The sequence below is a fragment of the Ruegeria sp. BG9 genome (assembly GCF_056538305.1).
The window spans coordinates 251,556-268,426 of the sequence record NZ_JBQFSY010000002.1 but is presented as its reverse complement, the minus strand read 5'-3'; the positions used below and the strand labels follow the sequence as shown (position 1 = coordinate 268,426).

The following is a 16,871-nucleotide window of genomic DNA, read 5'->3' as shown; positions in this document are numbered from 1 at the left end:
TCTGTCGCTGGATGGGCTTGATATTATCCCCATGGGGGGGATATGGATATATCATGACCAATCACACGCATGAATCGCACCCGCAAATCACCGCCCGCCTGAAGAGGGCGCATGGGCATCTGGCGAAAGTCATTGCCATGCTCGAAGATCACGCGCCCTGCTCCGACGTTGCCCAGCAACTGTTCGCCGTCGAAAAAGCAATCACCAATGCCAAACGGGTTCTGATCCACGATCATATCGACCATTGCCTGACATCCGAGGACGGATCGGCCATCGAAGATTTCAAAACCATCACAAAGTACCTCTGACCAATGCTCGGCATCCTGCAAAATCGCACCTATCGCCACCTTCTGGCAGCTCAGGTCGTTGCGTTGACGGGGACCGGGCTGGCGACGATCGCGTTGGGCCTGCTGGCCTATGATCTGGCGGGCGAGGCTGCAGGGATGGTGTTGGGCACGGCTCTGACCATCAAGATGGTCGCCTATGTGGGGATCGCCCCACTGGCGGCGGCGTTTGCGGAACAGCTCGACCGGCGCAGGATGCTGGTGGTGCTGGATCTGATACGGGCTGCGGTCGCCCTGTGCCTGCCCTTCGTGTCCGAGGTCTGGCAGGTCTATGTACTGATTTTCGTCCTGCAATCGGCCTCGGCCGGGTTCACCCCCGCGTTTCAGGCCACGATTCCCGATGTCCTGACGGATGAGCAGGACTACACGCGCGCGCTGTCCTTGTCGCGCCTTGCCTATGATCTGGAAAGCCTGCTCAGCCCCATGCTGGCGGCTGCGTTGCTGGTCTTTGTCAGCTTTGACACGCTGTTTTGGGGGACCGGAGCTGGGTTTATTGCCTCCGCCCTGCTGGTGGTGTCCGTTGTTCTGCCCTCGCCCAAACCCGCAGAGCGACGCGGAATATACGACCGGACAACGCGCGGCATCCGCATCTATCTGTCGACAACACGTTTGCGCGGCCTTCTGGCACTCAGTTGGTCTGCAGCGGCGCTGAGCTCTATGGTGATCGTCAATACTGTGGTCCTTGTGCGCGCGGATTTGGGCCTGTCCGAAAGCGCCGTGGCCATAGCTCTGGCCGGATTCGGCGGCGGCTCGATGATCGCGGCCTTCATACTTCCCTCTCTGCTGGATCGGTTCAAGGACCGCCGGGTCATGCTGACCGGGGCGACACTTGGCGTGCTGGCCATGGCCGGAGCAGCCATGACATCCGGAGCACTCACCCTACCGCTGCTCACGGCCTTCTGGGCCTGTGTGGGCTTCGGCTATTCAATGACCCTGACACCCTCAGGCCGCCTTTTGACCCGCTCGGCCCGTCCCGAAGACCGACCCGCCGTATTTGCCGCCCAATTCACCCTATCCCATGCCTGTTGGCTGGTCCTCTATCCGCTATCGGGATGGCTGATGACCCGTTTCGGCGCCACTGTGGTCATGACCACAATAACCTGCGTTTCTGCCTTAGGAATCGCTGCTGCACTGATCATTTGGCCGCGGTCCGACAAAGCACCCTCGGCGCAGAAGCCTTGAGCCTCCGGGCGCTTCTGCTCTAAACCAAAGCGACCCTGCCGGAGGCCCCATGGATCAGCTCGACCGCCGCATCATCACCGCACTGCAGCACAATGCCCGTGAATCAACCACGAATATCGCGGCCAAGTTGGGCGTAGCTCGCACTACCGTGCATGAGCGGATCAAGCGCATGGAAGAGCGTGGCGTGATCGCGGGCTATTCCGTTCAATTGCACGCCACCGACGATACCCCGCGCGTGCAGGTGATCGTGATGCTTGAGGTCCAGCAAAAGGAAACCACCCGCATCATCAAACGGCTTGAGGCCTACCCCGAGGTCAAACGCTGCCTGTCGATCAATGGCGAGTTTGACCTGCTGCTGTCCGCCGAGGCCCCCCGGATCGAGGATCTGGATATTCTGGTCGATGAATTGGCTAAAATCCCCGGTGTTCTGCGCACCAATACCAGCGTCGTGTTCGGGCGTCGGATCGACCGAAAATGATGGGGCGATAACCCTCTGTAAACCGATGACTGGCTAGCTTGGCCCGGAATGACCCGAATCCCGGACCGGCAGAATGCCCCATCGTTTCGTCTCGATTATCGTTGTGCTGACGCTTGCGCTGATTGCGCAGGCCGGGCGTGCCATGCCAGATGCCCGAGCGGGTGATATCTGCGATCAGGCCGCACGCCGCGCGGCACTGTCCGAAGGCGTACCACTGGACGTCCTGCGCGCTATATCGCGGGTCGAGACGGGGCGCACCCATGATGGACGGCTACAACCCTGGCCCTGGACCATCAATGTCGAAGGGCAGGGCTATTGGTTCACCTCCGAGGTTGAGGCAAAAACCTATGTTTTCCGGATTTTCAAGGCCGGCAAGCGCAGCTTTGACATCGGGTGCTTTCAAATTAACTACCGCTGGCACGGCAAGGCCTTCCGCTCGATTGATGCGATGTTCGACCCGCAGGAGAACGCCACCTACGCCGCAAGGTTTCTCAAAGACCTCTATACCGAGCTTGGATCCTGGCCCGCAGCCGCCGGGGCCTATCATTCTCGCGCGCCTGCTTTGGCCGAGGCCTATCGCGATCGGTTCCAGACCGTTCTGGCGCAGCTGGACGGCTCCGTTCCGCCGCAAACTCATGTCGCGTCACGGGACCCTTTTACCGGCGCAGCAGCCCCGCTGATCCCGGCGCAACGGGTTGAATCCAATGGCGGGTCTCTGGGGTCTCTGGTTCCCGCGGCGGGTGCGGCCACCGCCTTTATCGCATTCAACTAGGAGGTCAGCGTGCCCACCATGAACGCCCGGTCCCTGTTCTCGCCCACCGTCCTGTTGGCACTGGCGCTGATGACCGTCATCGTGATGATGATCCTGCCAATGCCCGCCTGGGTGCTGGATGTGGGGCTGGCCGCCTCCTTCGCGCTGGCCATTCTGATATTCACCCTGACGCTGTTCATCGAACGCCCGCTGGATTTCTCATCCTTTCCGTCAATCTTGCTGGCCTCGTTGATTCTGCGGCTGTCACTTAACGTCTCATCGACCAAACTGATCATCGGTCAGGGCCATACCGGGCCAAATGCGGCGGGCAACGTGATCGAAGGCTTCGCCAATTTCGTGATGGGCGGCAGTATCTTTCTGGGTCTCGTAGTGTTCTGCGTCCTGCTGATCGTGAATTTCATGGTGATCACCAAGGGCGCCGCGCGGATGGCCGAGGTCGGCGCGCGTTTTGCTTTGGACGGAATGCCGGGCAAACAGCTGGCCATCGACAGCGACATGTCCGCCGGGGCCATCGACCACCAGCAAGCCAAAGAGCGGCGCGAACGCGAACAGCAGGAGACGACCTTCTTCGGCTCGCTCGACGGTGCGTCTAAATTCGTCAAAGGCGATGCGGTTGCCGGACTGTTGATCACGCTGCTGAACCTTGTGATGGGACTGGTCATGGGCGTGATCGTACATGGCATGCCGGTCACATCTGCCTTTGAAACCTACGCCATTCTGACCGTGGGCGATGGTCTGGTTTCGCAAATCCCGGCGGTGATCATCTCGATCGCCTCGGCGCTATTGCTGGCGCGCGGCGGCACGCAGGGCGCGACCGACAACGCCATCTTCTCGCAACTGGGCAAACACCCGGCTGCGCTGGGCACGGTGGCTGTGTTGATGGTTCTTTTCGCCCTCGTCCCCGGCCTGCCCTTCCTGCCCTTCATGCTGGGCGCGGGTGTCTTGGGATACGCGGCCTTCAGGGTCCATCAAAAACAGAAGGCCGAGGTGCTTCAGGCCCAGACCCCCGCGTCCGAAGCGGAAACCCCTGTTTCGCAAGCAATCGGAGATATTCTGGATCTGGACGACGTGCATCTGGAATTCGCGCCCGACCTTGTCAGCATGGTGCTTAATCCCGGAACCGGGTTGGACGCGCGCATTGCGAATATGCGGACCTATGTGGCCTCGACCTTTGGCCTCATCCTGCCCGAGATTCGCCTGACCGACCGCGCCGAACTGCCCACCGGCACCTATGTCATCAAGGTGCAGGGCGTCGAACAGGCACGTGGCGTGCTGAACCCCGATCTGGTGTTGGCGCTGGTGCAGGACGGGCATGAGTTTCTGCCCGACGGCAATGACGTGACCGAGCCTGTCTACGGTGCCCCCGCACGCTGGATTCTGCCCAAAGATCAAGAGGATGCCGCCCTGAACGGGGCCACCATCGTCTCACCGCCCGAGATTCTGGCGACCCATCTGCTGGAGATCATCAAGCAGAACTTCTCACGCCTGCTGACATTGAAGTCCTTGCGACGTCTGTTGTCCGAAATGACCCGCCTCAGCGATCCTGTCCGGGCCGAGGCAAATCGCAAGCTGCTGGATGAACTGATCCCCGACAAGGTGCCGATCGATACGCTGCACGCGGTTCTGAGGTTGCTGCTGGATGAGCGTGTCTCGATCCGCAACATGGCCCTGATCCTGGAAAGCGTGGCCGAAGCACGCCTGACCACCACCCAGCCCGAAGGCATTTGCGAACTGGTCCGCCAGCGGCTGGGCTTTCAGCTGGTGGCCGAGATGAAGCGTGAGGATGGCTCAATCCCGCTGATCCAACTGGCCCCCGAATGGGAGGATACGTTTGCCAGCTACCAGATTGACGGCCCAGCCGCTGGGCTGGACGTGGCATTGCCCCCCAACCTGTTCAACAAGCTGGCCGACGGTGTGGTGGACAGCGTCGCACAATCCGCCGATCACGGGTTGTTTCCAGCCGTCGTGACCTCGACCCGCCGGCGCCGCCTGTTGCGCTCGATCATGCAGGCGCGCGGGGTGTCCAATCCGGTTCTCTCCTTCGAAGAAATCGGGCTCGAGGCTCGCCCCGCCCTGGTCGGAACCGTACCCGCATGATCGCCCTGCCGCCCGAGCTGTTGGGACAACTCGGCACGGGGCTGTGGCATGCGTTTGCCGTTTTTCTGAGGGTGTCCGCTGTGGTCACCCTCTTGCCCGCTTTTGGCGAACGCAGCATCCCGGTCCGGGTCAAGCTTGCGGTCGCCGTGGCCTTTACCCTGATCGTGTTGCCAGCGGTGCCCTCCCAGCAATCCGGTCCGGGCCTGCTGCCGATGGCGCGCCTGGTCGGCACCGAGGTTCTGGTCGGCATGGTTCTGGGCATGGGGTTGCGCCTGTTTGTGCTGGCCCTGCAGACCGCCGGGTCCATCGCGGCGCAATCGACGTCGCTGTCCCAGCTTCTGGGTGGCGCGGCCGCCGATCCGGCCCCCGCGCTGGGGATGTTCCTGACCCTGGCCGGACTGGCCCTAGCAGTACTGATGGGGCTGCACATCCGCGTTGCCGAGTTCCTGATCCACAGCTACGCCATGTTCCCGATGGGGCGGGCCCTCTCGGCCCCTGATCTATCACAATGGGGCGTCAGGCAAGTCGCCCATAGCTTTGGGTTGGCCTTTGCGCTTGCCACTCCGTTCGTGATCGCCTCATTGATCTACAACCTCGCCCTCGGGGTCATTAACAGGGCGATGCCGCAGCTGATGGTTGCCTTTGTCGGCGCCCCGGCGATCACCTTTGCCGGGCTGTTCCTGCTGTTTGCCGGAGCGCCCTTGATCCTGTCTGTTTGGGCGGATGCGTTGTTCTCATTCACCCTCAACCCGCTGGAATCCGGTCGATGAGCGCGGACGACGACAGTGACAAGTCCTTTGACCCGACGCCACAGAAGCTTCAGAAAGCGCGCGAAAAAGGTGAGGTAGCAAAGTCCAACGATCTGTCCGTTGTTGCCGCCTATACCGGTTTGCTGATCGCGCTACTGACGGTCGGAAAGTTTACAGTCGATCAGATGGGCACATTGTTTGTGGTTCTGATCGACCAGTCGGATGACATCGCGCAGCTTGTTACTTCGGGGCCTGCATCAGCACCGGTCGCCGGAATGCTGAAAGGCGCGCTTTTGCCGGTGGCCCTTCTGTTTGCGCTTCCGACAGCAGCGGTTCTACTGAGCCTTATCGCCCAGCGTGCGTTGATTTTTGCACCCACCAAGTTGCAACCCAAACTCTCGCGGATCTCGCTCCTTTACAACGCCAAGAACAAGTTCGGGCGGAGCGGGCTGTTCGAATTCGCCAAGAGCTTTGCCAAACTGGTGATCTACGGCACTTGTCTGGCCCTGTTCCTCAAGGCCAACCTGACCGAGATCGTTTCCGCCAGCGCCGCTCCAGCCCACAGCTCGATCCTGCTGATGATGAACCTGCTATTTCGCTTTCTGTTCATTGTAATCGCCATCGCGCTTGCGATCGGGGTCGTCGACTACGTTTGGCAATATGCCGAACACATGCGCAAGAACCGGATGTCGCGAAAGGAAATCCAGGATGAGACCAAGGACGCCGAGGGCGACCCGCATGTCAAACAACAGCGCCGCGCACGGGCGCAGGAGATTGCGACCAATCCGATGATGGCCGATGTGCCTAAAGCCGACGTCGTGATCGTGAACCCGACCCACTATGCGGTCGCTTTGAAATGGTCCCGGGGGCCTGGGACGGCCCCTGTCTGCGTGGCCAAGGGTGTCGACGAGGTAGCCGCCGCGATCCGGTCGGCTGCGGGCGAGGCGGGCGTTCCCATCCATTCGGACCCGCCAACGGCGCGCGCGATTCACGCGACCGTCGAGATCGGGCAGGAGATCGCCGAAGAACACTATCGCCCGGTCGCTGCTGCGATCCGTTTTGCCGAAGCCATGCGAAAGCGCGCGAAAGGACAGATTGGATGAAACGCCACGAACTGCCCGCCCTGAAATCGGTCACCGAAGCGGTCTATCAAAGCGAATATCAAAAGCTGCGCCCCGTGTTGGAGGCCGAAGCGCGTGTGCAGGCTCAGTTGGCGCGTCTTGACGCACAGGTCGTGCAAACCCGTCAGGACAGTGCGGTGACCGATGGGTATCAGATCACCGGAACCGATGTTTTGTGGAATGGGTGGGAGGCCGCGACACGGCGGCAATTGAACATGGAATTGGCGCGATGCCGGGCACAGAAGCTTGCAGCCATGCAGCAACTGCGTCAGGCCTTTGGGCGCAAACAAGCCGTTGAACGTTTGAATGACACCCTCAAGGCCGAACAGAAACGCGCGCAGTCACAGCCCAAACCGTGACGACCTCAGGTATCCTGGCGGCTGACACTCATGATCAGGACCTTGGAGACATCGTCACCTAGATCCTTCTTCGCCACCTCAAGCAGAGATTTTCGCAAGGTGCCGAGGTTGTCGGAATGCGTGAAAGCACCGTCGAACCCTCCGGTATTGGCGTGATCGAACAGCACTTGCAGAAAACCGTCCCGCAGCTTTGGCTCGATCGCGTAGAAGGTTTCGGTGATGGCCGAGTTTGCCTCAAGGCTCAGGGACATGGTGACGAGGGCTGAGATCTCCTCATCCTCCACAATCGGCACGACAAATTGCTTGGTGAGCTTGAGGTATTCGAAGCCTTCGCCCTCACCCTTTTTCTCCTTATCCTTGGCATGCTTTTCCTTTGTTTCCTTTTTCGCCTTTTCAACCTTTTCAGGCCCCTCGGTCTCTTTCTTCGTTTCACCGGACCCAAGGAAGGTCCCGGCGCCGATGCCGGCGCTCGTGCCAATGATCAGAAAGATCACGGGAAGCAGTTTTTTGATCATGAGAGCCCCTTAGAACGGCAAAACGGTATCGAGAATCTGCTGGCCATAGCGCGGCTGTTGCACATCCGTGATCTGCCCGCGACCACCATAGGACACACGCGCCGAGGCAATTTTGTCGTAGGTAATCTCATTCTTGCGAGAGATGTCCTGCGGGCGCACATAGCCTGCGACCAGCAGCTCTCGCAGTTCGAAATTCACGCGCAGCTCTTGCGCGCCCGAGATCGAGAGAACTCCGTTCGGCAGCACATCGATCACCGTCGCGGCCACGCGCAGGGTCAGTTTCTCATTCCGTCGCACCGAACCGCGGCCAGAGCTTGAGGCCTCAGACTCGATCCCAACGGCCTCGTCGAACGAGGCCCCTTCGGCCAGTTTACCCTGTGCCCTTTGTGGCAATCCGAACAGGTGCGGCACCGACAGATTTTCAGATCCTGACCGCGACCTGTTGGTGTTGTTGGAAATCTCAGCCTCTTCATCCAGCTCAATCACGACGGTCAGGATATCGCCTTTCTTGATGGCCCTCTGGTCACCAAGCAGCGACTGCTGCCCCCCACTCCAAAGCGACGACCGATCCACCGTTCGCTGCGGTTGAGTATGCAAGGGCAGGCCCGGCCACAGCATCGCCACCTGTTCCGGCGAATCCTCGGTCGGGGTGAAGCTGGGCGGTTTGCCCAGGTGATCCAGTCGCCCGCAGGCCGAAATCGTAAGTACCGCAAGAAGAAGGGGTTTTGACAATCCAGACATCATTTTACCTCGATTTGACCATCAGACCGGATACGGCCCGTAACTGTTGTCCGCGAGGACAGGTTCATTACACGAATTCGGTCCCCCACCGCGCCTCGGCCCAGCGCGCGGCCTTCGGTGGTGATCGACAGCGGCTGGCTGCTGAACACCAGAACGACCAGATCATTGCGATCCACAAGCGCGGGTGGTCCGACATCCGCCGCGCGAATGGGGCGGCCAGGATAGAGTGCGGCGCGGGCCTCCTGCCCGATCAGCGCATTCGGATCGGTTACAGCCCCCGGCAGGTCACGGGCCTTTGTCTCAAGATCCGCGGGCGAGATGATCTCTTTCGCGCGGATCGTCCGGGTCGGCACCACAATCTCGGCGAGGGCCCCAACTGGCGCCATCAGGGCCAGGCTCAACAGCAAAACACGCATCAGCGCACCTGCGTCGTTGCGCTCATCATCTGATCGACGGCGGTGATGACCTTGGCGTTCATCTCATAGCCCCGCTGGGCCTCGATCAGTTCCGTCACCTCGCGCACAGCATCGACCGAGCTGTCCTCAAGATACCCTTGCCGCAAAGTGCCCAATCCGTCCTCTCCCGGTACGCCCTGTACCGGTGCGCCGGAAGCCTCGGTCTCTTTGAACAGGTTGCTGCCAATGGCCTCCAGGCCCTTGGCGTTTGAGAAACTGGTCAAGGTGAACTCACCCAGGCGTTGGCCTTCGGGGACATCGTCGAAATAGGCGTAGACCTCGCCTGAGGCATTGATCGAAATGGACCGTGCATCGTCCGGGATTGTGATCTCGGGTGAGACGGCGAACCCGTCCGATGTCACGATCAGCCCTTCGGCCGAGCGTTTCAAACTGCCATCGCGCGTAAAGGCGGCCTGACCGTTGGGCAGTGTCACCTCAAGATAGCCGCGCCCTTCGATGGCCACGTCCAGATCATTGCCAGTCGCCGACACGGCCCCTTGCGCCAGCTGCACTGTCACGGCGGCCGGGCGTACGCCCAAACCCAGTTGAATACCTGTTGGCAGCACCGTTCCGTCTGAGGCATTGACCGCGCCGGCCCGCGCCATCTGTTGGTAGTGCAGATCCGCGAACTCGGCCCGGCGCGCATTGTATCCGGTAGTGTTCATATTCGCGAGGTTGTTCGAGATCGTCTCGACCCGCATTTGCTGCGCGGTCATACCCGTCGCCGCGATTTTCAATGCCCGCATGGGATGTCTCCTTATCTTAGCGCATCAGCGCCTTGAGCGCGCCGCGTACCCGTTCATGTTCGGTTTCGAGAAAGCTCTGACCCAGTTCGTAAGCGCGCTGGATTTCGATCAGCCGGGTCACCTGAGCGATGGCGTTGACATTTGAGCCTTCGAGAAATCGGTGCAGGACAACCGGCTCATCAACGGGGTCAATATTGCCTGTCGCGTTGAACCGCGTATTGCCCTCACGCACCAGATCCTTGAGGTCCTCGACGCGGTACACCCCGATTTGACCCAGCAATTGCCCCTCGACACTGAGCGTGCCGTCGCTGCCCACATCAATCGAGGCCGCATCGGGCGGGATAAAAACTGGCGAACCATTGCTGTCCAACACCCGCGCGCCATCCGGGGCGACCAGATCGCCCTCGGCATTGGGGGAGAAACTGCCCGCGCGGGTCAGGCGGTTGCCTTCGGGTGTTTCCACCATGAAGAATCCGTCCCCCTCGATGGCAAAGTCGAACTGCCCTCCGGTTTCGGTCAGGACACCTTGCTGGTGGGAGGTATTGCGCGCCTCGGCCCGGCTCATGGACAGGGACGGATTGCCTGGCATGTCACGGACAAATTCCGAGAACACCAGCCCCTGCGCGCGATAGCCGGTGGTATTGGCATTGGCGATATTATTCGCCACCAGCCGCATTTCATTCATCAGCCCGGATTGGCGGGACAGGGTGACATAGGCGGTATCCATCAGCGACCTCCTGCGATCAGCGGAACCAGGGTTCCCGTGAAAAACGTGACAAGTGTCTGGGTCATGAACCCCATCGAAATCCAGAACACGATGACGATGGCGATCAGTTTGGGCACGAAGGTCAGCGTCATCTCCTGCACCGAGGTGAGGGCCTGAAACAGGCCCACGATCAAGCCCGAGATCAGCGCCACCGTCAGGATCGGGACCGAGGTGATCACCGCGACCCAAAGCGCCTGACGGACGATGTCGTAGAACAGACCTTCGCTAAGCATGGCTCAGACCGGCATTCTCAGGATTTCCTGATAGGCCTCGACCACCTTGTTGCGAACGATCACGGCCGTTTCGACCGCAAGTTCAGTCTGGGCCAGCGCCTGCACCAGCGCATGCGGGTCGGCCTGCCCGGTCATCGCAGCCTGCGACATGTGCTCGCTTTGCTTGAGGGTCGTGGCAAAGTCCTGAAACGTTGAACGCAGGCCCTGTGCCATACCTTCATGATCAGGATTGGCCTGCGTTGCAGGGCGGGCCACAGTATAGTTCTGTGCGGCGGTCAGGGATCGGATATCCATTCTGGTTCTCCTTTATTTTCTAAGCAATTCCATAAGCGACGACGACATCTGCCGCGTCTGATCGAACATTTTCAGATTGGCCTCGTAGCTGCGCTGCGCTTCACGCGCGTCGGCGATCTCGATCATCAGATCGACATTCGAACCGAGGTAGTGCCCGCTCTCATCCGCAAGCGGGTGACTCGGGTCGTGAATGCGCGACAGGTCGCGGCGATCCAGTTGCACACGGCCCGCCTGCACCATCGCCCTGCCGTCCTGCTGGACGGTCTCAAACGGGACGGTCTTACGCCGGTATCCGGGCGTATCCGCGTTCGAGATATTCTCGGACACGTGCCGCAATCGGGCCGCCTGCGCGCGCAACGCACTGGCCGAGGCGGATAGGGAATGGGAAAAATCGCTCATATCAAACGCTCCTTACCCGCGGCCCAGACTGGTGCGCAGAATGCCAATGGACGAGCGATAGATCGCCAAAGCGCGGTCGTGCTGGCGCTTGACCTCAATCGCTTTGAGCATCTCGCCTTCCAACGACACGCCATTGCCATTGGGATCGCCATGCGGCTCAGCCTCATACTCGGCCCAGCTTTGCCCGGTTAGGTTGCTGCCGTTCAGATGACCCTGCCGGGTGGCGGTCATTTCGGTCTTGGCCGAGGTGTTTTCGAATGCGGTTTTAAAGGCCTCGATATCGCGGGGCTGGTAGCCCGGTGTATCAGCGTTGGCCATGTTGCGCGCAATGACGGCCTGCCGTTGTCCGGCGTGGGTTGCCATTGCGTACGCTGTCTTAAAGACGTTCAGGTCAAAGAACATCGGGGCTTCTCCCTCGATCAATTTCAATCAAGGCTTAACCCCGATTCCTTTAGAAACCGTTTTCAGAACACAGTTGGAGAACCCACAATGTCCGATCTCGATCCGATGCTTCTGAAATACGAATTCGACAGGCTGTCCGCGGTGCGCCATGTGGGCCTTGTCTCCGGCGTGGCGCATGGGGTGATCGAGGTCAGCGGCCTGACGGACCACGCGCGAATCGGTGACCTGTTGAAACTGCACCGCCGCGCGGGTTCCGATCTTGAGGGCGAAGTTCTGCATGTGGGGGCCGAGCATATCCACATGATTCCCGGCTCTGCGCCCGATGGCGTCAGCCTTGGCGACCGGGTGAGCCTGAAGGCCTCACCCGAGTTTGCGCCGGGGATGCATTGGTTGGGTCGCGTCATTGACCCGTTTGGCCGGGCTCTGGACGGAAAACCGCTGCTGCCGGGGGCGCAGGCGCGGGACATTGTGCAACCTCCTCCGCCCGCCGTGGAGCGCAAACCGCTGGGTGAGCGGATGGCAACGGGCCTGGCAGTGCTTAACACCATGCTGCCGATCGTGCAGGGCCAGCGCGTTGGCCTTTTCGCTGGTTCGGGCGTCGGGAAATCGACGCTGCTGGCGACTCTGGCCCGGTCGATGCAGGCGGATGCGGTTGTGGTGGCTCTGGTCGGGGAACGCGGGCGCGAAGTGAATGAATTCGTGGCCCATGCGCTGGGGCCCGAGGCGATGAAACGCGCTATTGTGGTGGCGGCGACCTCGGATCAGTCCGCTCTGGCCCGACGCCGCTGCGCGTGGTCGGCGATGTCGGTGGCCGAGTATCTGCGGGATCAGGGCCTTAACGTGTTGTTCCTGGCCGATTCGGTCACCCGCTTTGCCGAGGCGCATCGAGAAATCGCCGTGGCGATGGGGGAATCCCCCTCGCTGCGCGGGTTCCCTCCGTCGGTGACTCCTATGATCGCCAATCTGTGTGAGCGCGCCGGTCCGGGCACACAGGCGCTGGGCGACATTACGGCTGTTTTCAGCGTTCTGGTCGCTGGCTCCGATATGGACGAACCCGTTGCGGATATCCTGCGTGGCGTTCTGGACGGTCATATCGTCCTGAGCCGCGACATCGCCGAGCGCGGGCGATTCCCCGCGATTGACCTCAGCCGATCAGTGTCGCGCAGCCTGCCTGCTGCCGCGACCGAGGCCCAGAACCAGATGATCTCGGAAACCCGCAAGCTTGTGGGCAGCTACGAGCAGTCTGAGGTGATGATCCGGGCCGGACTCTATGCCGCGGGGTCGGACCCGGTACTGGATCAGGCCGTGCGTGTTCATGATGAGCTGGACAGCTTCTTCGGCAAAACCGATCCGGAGGGTATTGAGAACAGCTTCAACCGGTTGTCGCTGATCCTGCGCAGGGCGTCGGCAGGCTTGCCACGATGAAGTGAAATCCGAAGCATTTTAAGTGTTAAGCCGCCCTTAAGACCTGCACTGCTACGCCTGTAACTGGGTGATAAAAAGGTGGTGGAGATGGGTGCGCAAACCAATGCGGCGCCAATCATCATCAAGAAGAAGCGTGTATCAGGTGGCGATGGCCATCACGGTGGCGCGTGGAAGGTCGCATATGCGGACTTCGTCACGGCCATGATGGCTTTCTTCATGTTGATGTGGCTGCTAAATGCAACGACCGAAAAACAACGCAAAGGGCTGGCGGATTACTTCTCGCCAACGATTCCGGTGAACCCGGTCTCAGGTGGGGGCGATGGGGCCTTTGGCGGCAACAACATGTTTTCCGAGAAAACGATGGTGATGGACGGATCGGGTGCAAGCGCCCGTTTCCCGACCGATGCCCGGAAGGCGCGCGGCTCCACCGGGGTGGATGCCGACGGCGCAGGCAAAGGAACGACCGAGGAGTTCTCGACGCTCGAGGCGCAGCTATTGGGGCGCACGGGTGAGAGTATGGTGTCGGACAAAGTGCTGAAGCACATCGTCACGCGAGTCACCGACGAAGGGCTGGTGGTCGAACTGTTCGACACCGAGGATCAGCCTCTGTTCGAATCGGGAACAGACAAGCCGACCACGATGATGCGCGCGCTTGCCCTATTGGTGGCCCGATCATCGGATCTGGTGCGCAATGACGTCGCCGTCGAAGGGCATGTCAGCGCGTCTCCGGTGGTTCTGGCCGACAACCCGGCTTGGGATCTGTCCACCGCGCGGGCGCAGGTTGTCCGGCAGCTTCTTGAGGATAGAGGGTTTTCAGAACAGAGGCTTGACCGGGTGACCGGGCACGCGGACCGAGAGTTGTCGAACAGCAATCCCATGGCCGTGCGCAACAACCGGATCGAGGTGATCTTTCTGCGAAATCGCTAAAGGATAGGTGGCATTTTACCTGTTAGCGCGCTGTTAAGGCCCAGCGCGTTACCTGTTGCATCAACGATTGACGCAACAGAAGGGCGTGCCAATGACCATTTCCTCTTCGCTGAATGCCGGTGTGGCGGCGTTGAAGGCCAATGCCAACAGGCTGGCTACGATTTCAGACAACATCGCCAACTCCTCAACCTACGGCTACAAGCGGGTGGAGACGGATTTTCACTCCATGGTCACCTCGGGCCAGGGGGGCAGCTATTCCGCCGGTGGTGTGCGCACTACGAGCCAGCGACTGATTGATCAACGCGGCTCGCTGGTCACAACGAACAACTCGACCGATTTGGCGGTGCGCGGGCGGGGCATGCTGCCGGTGCGGCCAAGCTCGCAGATTGCGGGTGGCTCGAATGAGATGCTGCTGACCACCACCGGGTCGTTTCGCACCAATGATCAGGGCTATCTGGTCACCGAATCGGGTCTGGTGCTTCTGGGATGGCGCGCGAACCCGGATGGCTCGATCCCTGCTGTGCCACGGGATACGCCCGCGGCGCTTGAGCCCATTCAGCTGAGTGTAAACCAGCTGTCCGGTGCTCCGACAACACAGATGAACCTTCGCATGAACCTGCCCGCGACCGCCACAGATGCGGGCGCGCCGGGTGATACGCAGCCTCTGTCCGTTGAATATTTCGACAACCTGGGCAAATCCGAGAGCGTCGATATCGAGCTGGTACCAACCGTTCCGGCAACAGGGTCCAGCAATGAATGGACCATGATCATGCGCGATTCAGCGTCAGGCGGGGCGGTGATCGGCGAATACACTCTGACCTTCACCGACAGCCGGACCGCTGGCGGTACGCTTGCCACGGTCACTCCTGTTTCGGGCGGCGCGTATGATCCGACAACCGGCAGCGTAGTGGTGAACGTCGCGGGCGGACCAATGGAGATCAATATAGGTCAGATCGGCGATGCGGATGGGATCACGCAGCTTTCGGACACCTTCGCTCCCGTCTCGATCACGCGCGACGGGTCAGCGGTGGGAACGATGACCAGCGTTCAGGTCGATGAAAACGGATATGTCTATGCCTTCTACGACACTGGCGTCAGCCGCCGCATGTTCCAGATCCCTCTGGCAGATGTCCCAAACCCCAACGGCCTGACCGCGCTGGATAGCCAGACCTACGCACCCTCGCGTGAAAGTGGCACGTTCTTCCTGTGGAATGCGGGCGAGGGCCCCACGGGTGACCTCGTATCCTTCGCGCGCGAGGAATCCACCACGGATGTCGCGACCGAGCTGACCTCGATGATCAAGACCCAGCGCGCCTATTCCTCAAGCGCCAAGGTGATCCAGACCGTGGATGAGATGCTGCAGGAAACCACCAATATCAAACGCTGATTTTGACCCTCGGAAAGGACCCGTCGGATGAACCTGTCGACAGCTTTGAACAACGCCATGACCGGCCTGACCGCCACCAGCCGGGGTGCGTCGGTCGTTTCCGGAAATATCGCCAACGCCCTGACACCCGGTTATGCGAAACGCTCATTGGAGCTGACCACCAGCCTGATTTCAGGCAATGGCGTCCGCACCGCAGGCATCATTCGGCATCAGGACCCGGTTCTAACGGCCAATCGCCGCGCCACTGACGCCGATCTGTCGCACCAATCCGCTTTGGCCGACTTTCACACTCAGCTTGAAAGGGTCGTGGGCACGCCCGAGGACGCGGCATCTCTCTCCAATCGTCTGGCCGAGTTCGAAAGCAGTCTGATCACCGCCGCCAGCCTGCCTGACTCGGTCGAGCGTTTGGATCAAGTGGCCCGCAGTGGCAGCGACCTGGCCGCCAGTCTGAACCGGGCATCCGAAGGATTGCGGCAGCTGCGCTCGGACGCAGACCGGACGATCGGCTCGCATATCGCCAGCCTGAACCAGACCCTCAGGGATATCGAGGATCTGAACGCAAGAATTCCCGCGATCCGGAACTCAGGCGGTGACATCAATGCCTTTCTGGATCAGCGGCAGGTTCTGATCGACCAGGTCAATGAGCTGATTCCGGTCAATGTCGTCCCGCGCGACAATGACCGTGTTTCTCTCTACTCCGATGGCGGGCTGATCCTGCTTGAAGGCAAAGCGGCTGAGTTTTCCTTCACCACCACAGGCGACACTCAGCCCCATATGACTGTTGGCAACGGCTTGCTGTCGGGGCTGGAGATGAACGGAAACCCGGTCCGGACTAGCGGTGATACCGCTCAGATCCGCGGCGGGGCCCTGGCGGCCCAATTTGAAATCCGCGACCAGCTTGCGCCCGAGGTTCAAACCCAACTCGACACGGTTGCGCGCGATCTCGTGGAGCGGTTTGAAACACCCGGGTTGGATCCAACGGCCTTGGCCACCGATCCGGGTTTGTTCACGGACGGCGGAAACCGTCTGGATTTGACGATGCTGACCGGGATTGCCTCTCGCATCAGCCTCAACACGGTCGTCGACCCGGATTCCGGTGGCGACAGCTGGAGGCTGCGTGCAGGTCTCGGCGCTGCTGCCCCGAACGATCCCGGAGATTCGACCCAGCTGCAAGCGTTCAGCGCCGTTCTGGTTGAATCCCGCCCTGTCGCCGGGGCGATCTTTGGCACCGGAAATATGCGCGCCTCTGAGATCGCCGAGGCGATGATGTCGCGCGTTGGCGCAGATGCCCATGTCGCCGAACAACGCAAAACATTCGCCACCGGTGCCCAGAAGCAGATGCAGCAGCTAGAGGCAGAACAGGGCGTTGATACCGATCAAGAACTGCAACATCTGATGCAGATCGAACAGGCCTATGCGGCCAACGCGCGTCTCATCTCGGTCGTGGATGAGCTGATGGACACCCTATTGAGGCTATAA

The 16,871-nt window shown here is 60.7% G+C and carries 21 protein-coding genes; 12 read left to right on the top strand and 9 right to left on the bottom strand.

Going from position 1 to position 16,871, the window contains the following annotated elements; genetic code table 11:
* The first annotated feature begins 53 nt into the window (after window positions 1-53).
* The 8 genes from ACR0I8_RS04975 to ACR0I8_RS04940 all read left to right on the top strand — a co-directional run bounded on the left by ACR0I8_RS04975 (window position 54) and on the right by ACR0I8_RS04940 (window position 7,102).
* Window positions 54-308 (top strand): metal-sensing transcriptional repressor, encoded by a 255-nt coding sequence (locus ACR0I8_RS04975; RefSeq protein ID WP_170379951.1) that lies wholly within the window; start codon window positions 54-56, stop codon window positions 306-308.
* 3 nt (window positions 309-311) lie between these two features.
* Window positions 312-1,526: an MFS transporter gene (locus tag ACR0I8_RS04970; protein WP_170689408.1), complete on the top strand. Its 1,215-nt coding sequence runs from the start codon at window positions 312-314 to the stop codon at window positions 1,524-1,526.
* Window positions 1,527-1,575: 49 nt separating this feature from the next.
* Window positions 1,576-2,004 (top strand): Lrp/AsnC family transcriptional regulator, encoded by a 429-nt coding sequence (locus tag ACR0I8_RS04965; protein ID WP_170379949.1) that lies wholly within the window; start codon window positions 1,576-1,578, stop codon window positions 2,002-2,004.
* Between the two features lie 73 nt (window positions 2,005-2,077).
* Entirely contained in the window at window positions 2,078-2,776 is a 699-nt protein-coding gene (locus ACR0I8_RS04960) for a lytic transglycosylase domain-containing protein (protein WP_170689409.1), read from the top strand.
* A gap of 18 nt (window positions 2,777-2,794) precedes the next feature.
* On the top strand, window positions 2,795-4,873 hold the full coding sequence (flhA, locus tag ACR0I8_RS04955; protein WP_480702860.1) for a flagellar biosynthesis protein FlhA: 2,079 nt from the start codon (window positions 2,795-2,797) through the stop codon (window positions 4,871-4,873).
* Entirely contained in the window at window positions 4,870-5,643 is a 774-nt protein-coding gene (locus ACR0I8_RS04950) for a flagellar biosynthetic protein FliR (RefSeq protein ID WP_170689411.1), read from the top strand. Before flhA ends, ACR0I8_RS04950 begins: the two co-directional genes overlap by 4 nt.
* Complete coding sequence (gene flhB / locus ACR0I8_RS04945) at window positions 5,640-6,725, top strand: flagellar type III secretion system protein FlhB (protein WP_170689412.1); 1,086 nt, start codon at window positions 5,640-5,642, stop codon at window positions 6,723-6,725. The genes ACR0I8_RS04950 and flhB overlap by 4 nt, the downstream gene beginning before the upstream one ends.
* On the top strand, window positions 6,722-7,102 hold the full coding sequence (locus tag ACR0I8_RS04940; RefSeq protein ID WP_170689413.1) for a hypothetical protein: 381 nt from the start codon (window positions 6,722-6,724) through the stop codon (window positions 7,100-7,102). The genes flhB and ACR0I8_RS04940 overlap by 4 nt, the downstream gene beginning before the upstream one ends.
* A 5-nt stretch (window positions 7,103-7,107) precedes the next feature.
* On the opposite strand, the gene ACR0I8_RS04935 is transcribed toward ACR0I8_RS04940, so the two are convergent.
* The 9 genes from ACR0I8_RS04935 to ACR0I8_RS04895 are packed head-to-tail and all read right to left on the bottom strand — an operon-like array spanning window position 7,108 to window position 11,653.
* Entirely contained in the window at window positions 7,108-7,617 is a 510-nt protein-coding gene (locus ACR0I8_RS04935; protein ID WP_170689414.1) for a flagellar basal body-associated protein FliL, read from the bottom strand.
* Window positions 7,618-7,626: 9 nt separating this feature from the next.
* Window positions 7,627-8,358 (bottom strand): flagellar basal body L-ring protein FlgH, encoded by a 732-nt coding sequence (gene flgH / locus ACR0I8_RS04930; RefSeq protein WP_170689415.1) that lies wholly within the window; start codon window positions 8,356-8,358, stop codon window positions 7,627-7,629.
* Window positions 8,358-8,774 carry a flagellar basal body P-ring formation chaperone FlgA gene (gene flgA / locus ACR0I8_RS04925; protein ID WP_170379941.1) on the bottom strand — a complete coding sequence of 139 codons (417 nt, stop codon included), beginning with the start codon at window positions 8,772-8,774 and terminating at the stop codon, window positions 8,358-8,360. The genes flgH and flgA overlap by 1 nt, the downstream gene beginning before the upstream one ends.
* Window positions 8,774-9,559 carry a flagellar basal-body rod protein FlgG gene (gene flgG / locus ACR0I8_RS04920; protein ID WP_170689416.1) on the bottom strand — a complete coding sequence of 262 codons (786 nt, stop codon included), beginning with the start codon at window positions 9,557-9,559 and terminating at the stop codon, window positions 8,774-8,776. Before flgG ends, flgA begins: the two co-directional genes overlap by 1 nt.
* 16 nt (window positions 9,560-9,575) lie before the next feature.
* Window positions 9,576-10,286, bottom strand: coding sequence for a flagellar hook-basal body complex protein (locus ACR0I8_RS04915; protein ID WP_170689417.1), 711 nt, complete (start codon window positions 10,284-10,286; stop codon window positions 9,576-9,578).
* The gene (locus ACR0I8_RS04910; RefSeq protein WP_170470932.1) at window positions 10,286-10,558 is read right to left on the bottom strand and encodes a flagellar biosynthetic protein FliQ; all 273 of its coding nucleotides are present in this window, start codon (window positions 10,556-10,558) and stop codon (window positions 10,286-10,288) included. Before ACR0I8_RS04910 ends, ACR0I8_RS04915 begins: the two co-directional genes overlap by 1 nt.
* A 3-nt stretch (window positions 10,559-10,561) precedes the next feature.
* Window positions 10,562-10,852: a flagellar hook-basal body complex protein FliE gene (gene fliE / locus ACR0I8_RS04905; RefSeq protein ID WP_170379937.1), complete on the bottom strand. Its 291-nt coding sequence runs from the start codon at window positions 10,850-10,852 to the stop codon at window positions 10,562-10,564.
* Between the two features lie 12 nt (window positions 10,853-10,864).
* Entirely contained in the window at window positions 10,865-11,251 is a 387-nt protein-coding gene (flgC, locus tag ACR0I8_RS04900) for a flagellar basal body rod protein FlgC (RefSeq protein ID WP_170689418.1), read from the bottom strand.
* Window positions 11,252-11,263: 12 nt separating this feature from the next.
* On the bottom strand, window positions 11,264-11,653 hold the full coding sequence (locus ACR0I8_RS04895) for a FlgB family protein (RefSeq protein WP_170689419.1): 390 nt from the start codon (window positions 11,651-11,653) through the stop codon (window positions 11,264-11,266).
* Window positions 11,654-11,740: 87 nt separating this feature from the next.
* On the opposite strand from ACR0I8_RS04895, the gene ACR0I8_RS04890 reads away from it, so the two are divergent.
* From ACR0I8_RS04890 to flgK, 4 genes are all read left to right on the top strand, one after another.
* Window positions 11,741-13,078 (top strand): FliI/YscN family ATPase, encoded by a 1,338-nt coding sequence (locus ACR0I8_RS04890; protein ID WP_170689420.1) that lies wholly within the window; start codon window positions 11,741-11,743, stop codon window positions 13,076-13,078.
* Window positions 13,079-13,165: 87 nt separating this feature from the next.
* Window positions 13,166-14,005, top strand: a complete 840-nt coding sequence (locus ACR0I8_RS04885) for a flagellar motor protein MotB (RefSeq protein WP_170689421.1) — start codon at window positions 13,166-13,168, stop codon at window positions 14,003-14,005.
* 91 nt (window positions 14,006-14,096) lie between these two features.
* On the top strand, window positions 14,097-15,392 hold the full coding sequence (locus tag ACR0I8_RS04880; protein WP_170689422.1) for a flagellar hook-basal body complex protein: 1,296 nt from the start codon (window positions 14,097-14,099) through the stop codon (window positions 15,390-15,392).
* 27 nt (window positions 15,393-15,419) lie between these two features.
* A complete protein-coding gene (flgK, locus tag ACR0I8_RS04875) occupies window positions 15,420-16,871 on the top strand; it encodes a flagellar hook-associated protein FlgK (protein ID WP_170689423.1) in 1,452 nt (483 codons plus the stop codon).

Bases quoted from the DNA above. Each gene is read 5' to 3' on its own strand.
- ACR0I8_RS04975 (WP_170379951.1), top strand. From the start codon at position 54: ATGACCAATCACACGCATGAATCGCACCCGCAAATCACCGCCCGCCTG.
- ACR0I8_RS04970 (WP_170689408.1), top strand. From the start codon at position 312: ATGCTCGGCATCCTGCAAAATCGCACCTATCGCCACCTTCTGGCAGCT.
- ACR0I8_RS04965 (WP_170379949.1), top strand. From the start codon at position 1,576: ATGGATCAGCTCGACCGCCGCATCATCACCGCACTGCAGCACAATGCC.
- ACR0I8_RS04960 (WP_170689409.1), top strand. From the start codon at position 2,078: ATGCCCCATCGTTTCGTCTCGATTATCGTTGTGCTGACGCTTGCGCTG.
- flhA (WP_480702860.1), top strand. From the start codon at position 2,795: ATGAACGCCCGGTCCCTGTTCTCGCCCACCGTCCTGTTGGCACTGGCG.
- ACR0I8_RS04950 (WP_170689411.1), top strand. From the start codon at position 4,870: ATGATCGCCCTGCCGCCCGAGCTGTTGGGACAACTCGGCACGGGGCTG.
- flhB (WP_170689412.1), top strand. From the start codon at position 5,640: ATGAGCGCGGACGACGACAGTGACAAGTCCTTTGACCCGACGCCACAG.
- ACR0I8_RS04940 (WP_170689413.1), top strand. From the start codon at position 6,722: ATGAAACGCCACGAACTGCCCGCCCTGAAATCGGTCACCGAAGCGGTC.
- ACR0I8_RS04935 (WP_170689414.1), bottom strand. From the start codon at position 7,617: ATGATCAAAAAACTGCTTCCCGTGATCTTTCTGATCATTGGCACGAGC.
- flgH (WP_170689415.1), bottom strand. From the start codon at position 8,358: ATGTCTGGATTGTCAAAACCCCTTCTTCTTGCGGTACTTACGATTTCG.
- flgA (WP_170379941.1), bottom strand. From the start codon at position 8,774: ATGCGTGTTTTGCTGTTGAGCCTGGCCCTGATGGCGCCAGTTGGGGCC.
- flgG (WP_170689416.1), bottom strand. From the start codon at position 9,559: ATGCGGGCATTGAAAATCGCGGCGACGGGTATGACCGCGCAGCAAATG.
- ACR0I8_RS04915 (WP_170689417.1), bottom strand. From the start codon at position 10,286: ATGGATACCGCCTATGTCACCCTGTCCCGCCAATCCGGGCTGATGAAT.
- ACR0I8_RS04910 (WP_170470932.1), bottom strand. From the start codon at position 10,558: ATGCTTAGCGAAGGTCTGTTCTACGACATCGTCCGTCAGGCGCTTTGG.
- fliE (WP_170379937.1), bottom strand. From the start codon at position 10,852: ATGGATATCCGATCCCTGACCGCCGCACAGAACTATACTGTGGCCCGC.
- flgC (WP_170689418.1), bottom strand. From the start codon at position 11,251: ATGAGCGATTTTTCCCATTCCCTATCCGCCTCGGCCAGTGCGTTGCGC.
- ACR0I8_RS04895 (WP_170689419.1), bottom strand. From the start codon at position 11,653: ATGTTCTTTGACCTGAACGTCTTTAAGACAGCGTACGCAATGGCAACC.
- ACR0I8_RS04890 (WP_170689420.1), top strand. From the start codon at position 11,741: ATGTCCGATCTCGATCCGATGCTTCTGAAATACGAATTCGACAGGCTG.
- ACR0I8_RS04885 (WP_170689421.1), top strand. From the start codon at position 13,166: ATGGGTGCGCAAACCAATGCGGCGCCAATCATCATCAAGAAGAAGCGT.
- ACR0I8_RS04880 (WP_170689422.1), top strand. From the start codon at position 14,097: ATGACCATTTCCTCTTCGCTGAATGCCGGTGTGGCGGCGTTGAAGGCC.
- flgK (WP_170689423.1), top strand. From the start codon at position 15,420: ATGAACCTGTCGACAGCTTTGAACAACGCCATGACCGGCCTGACCGCC.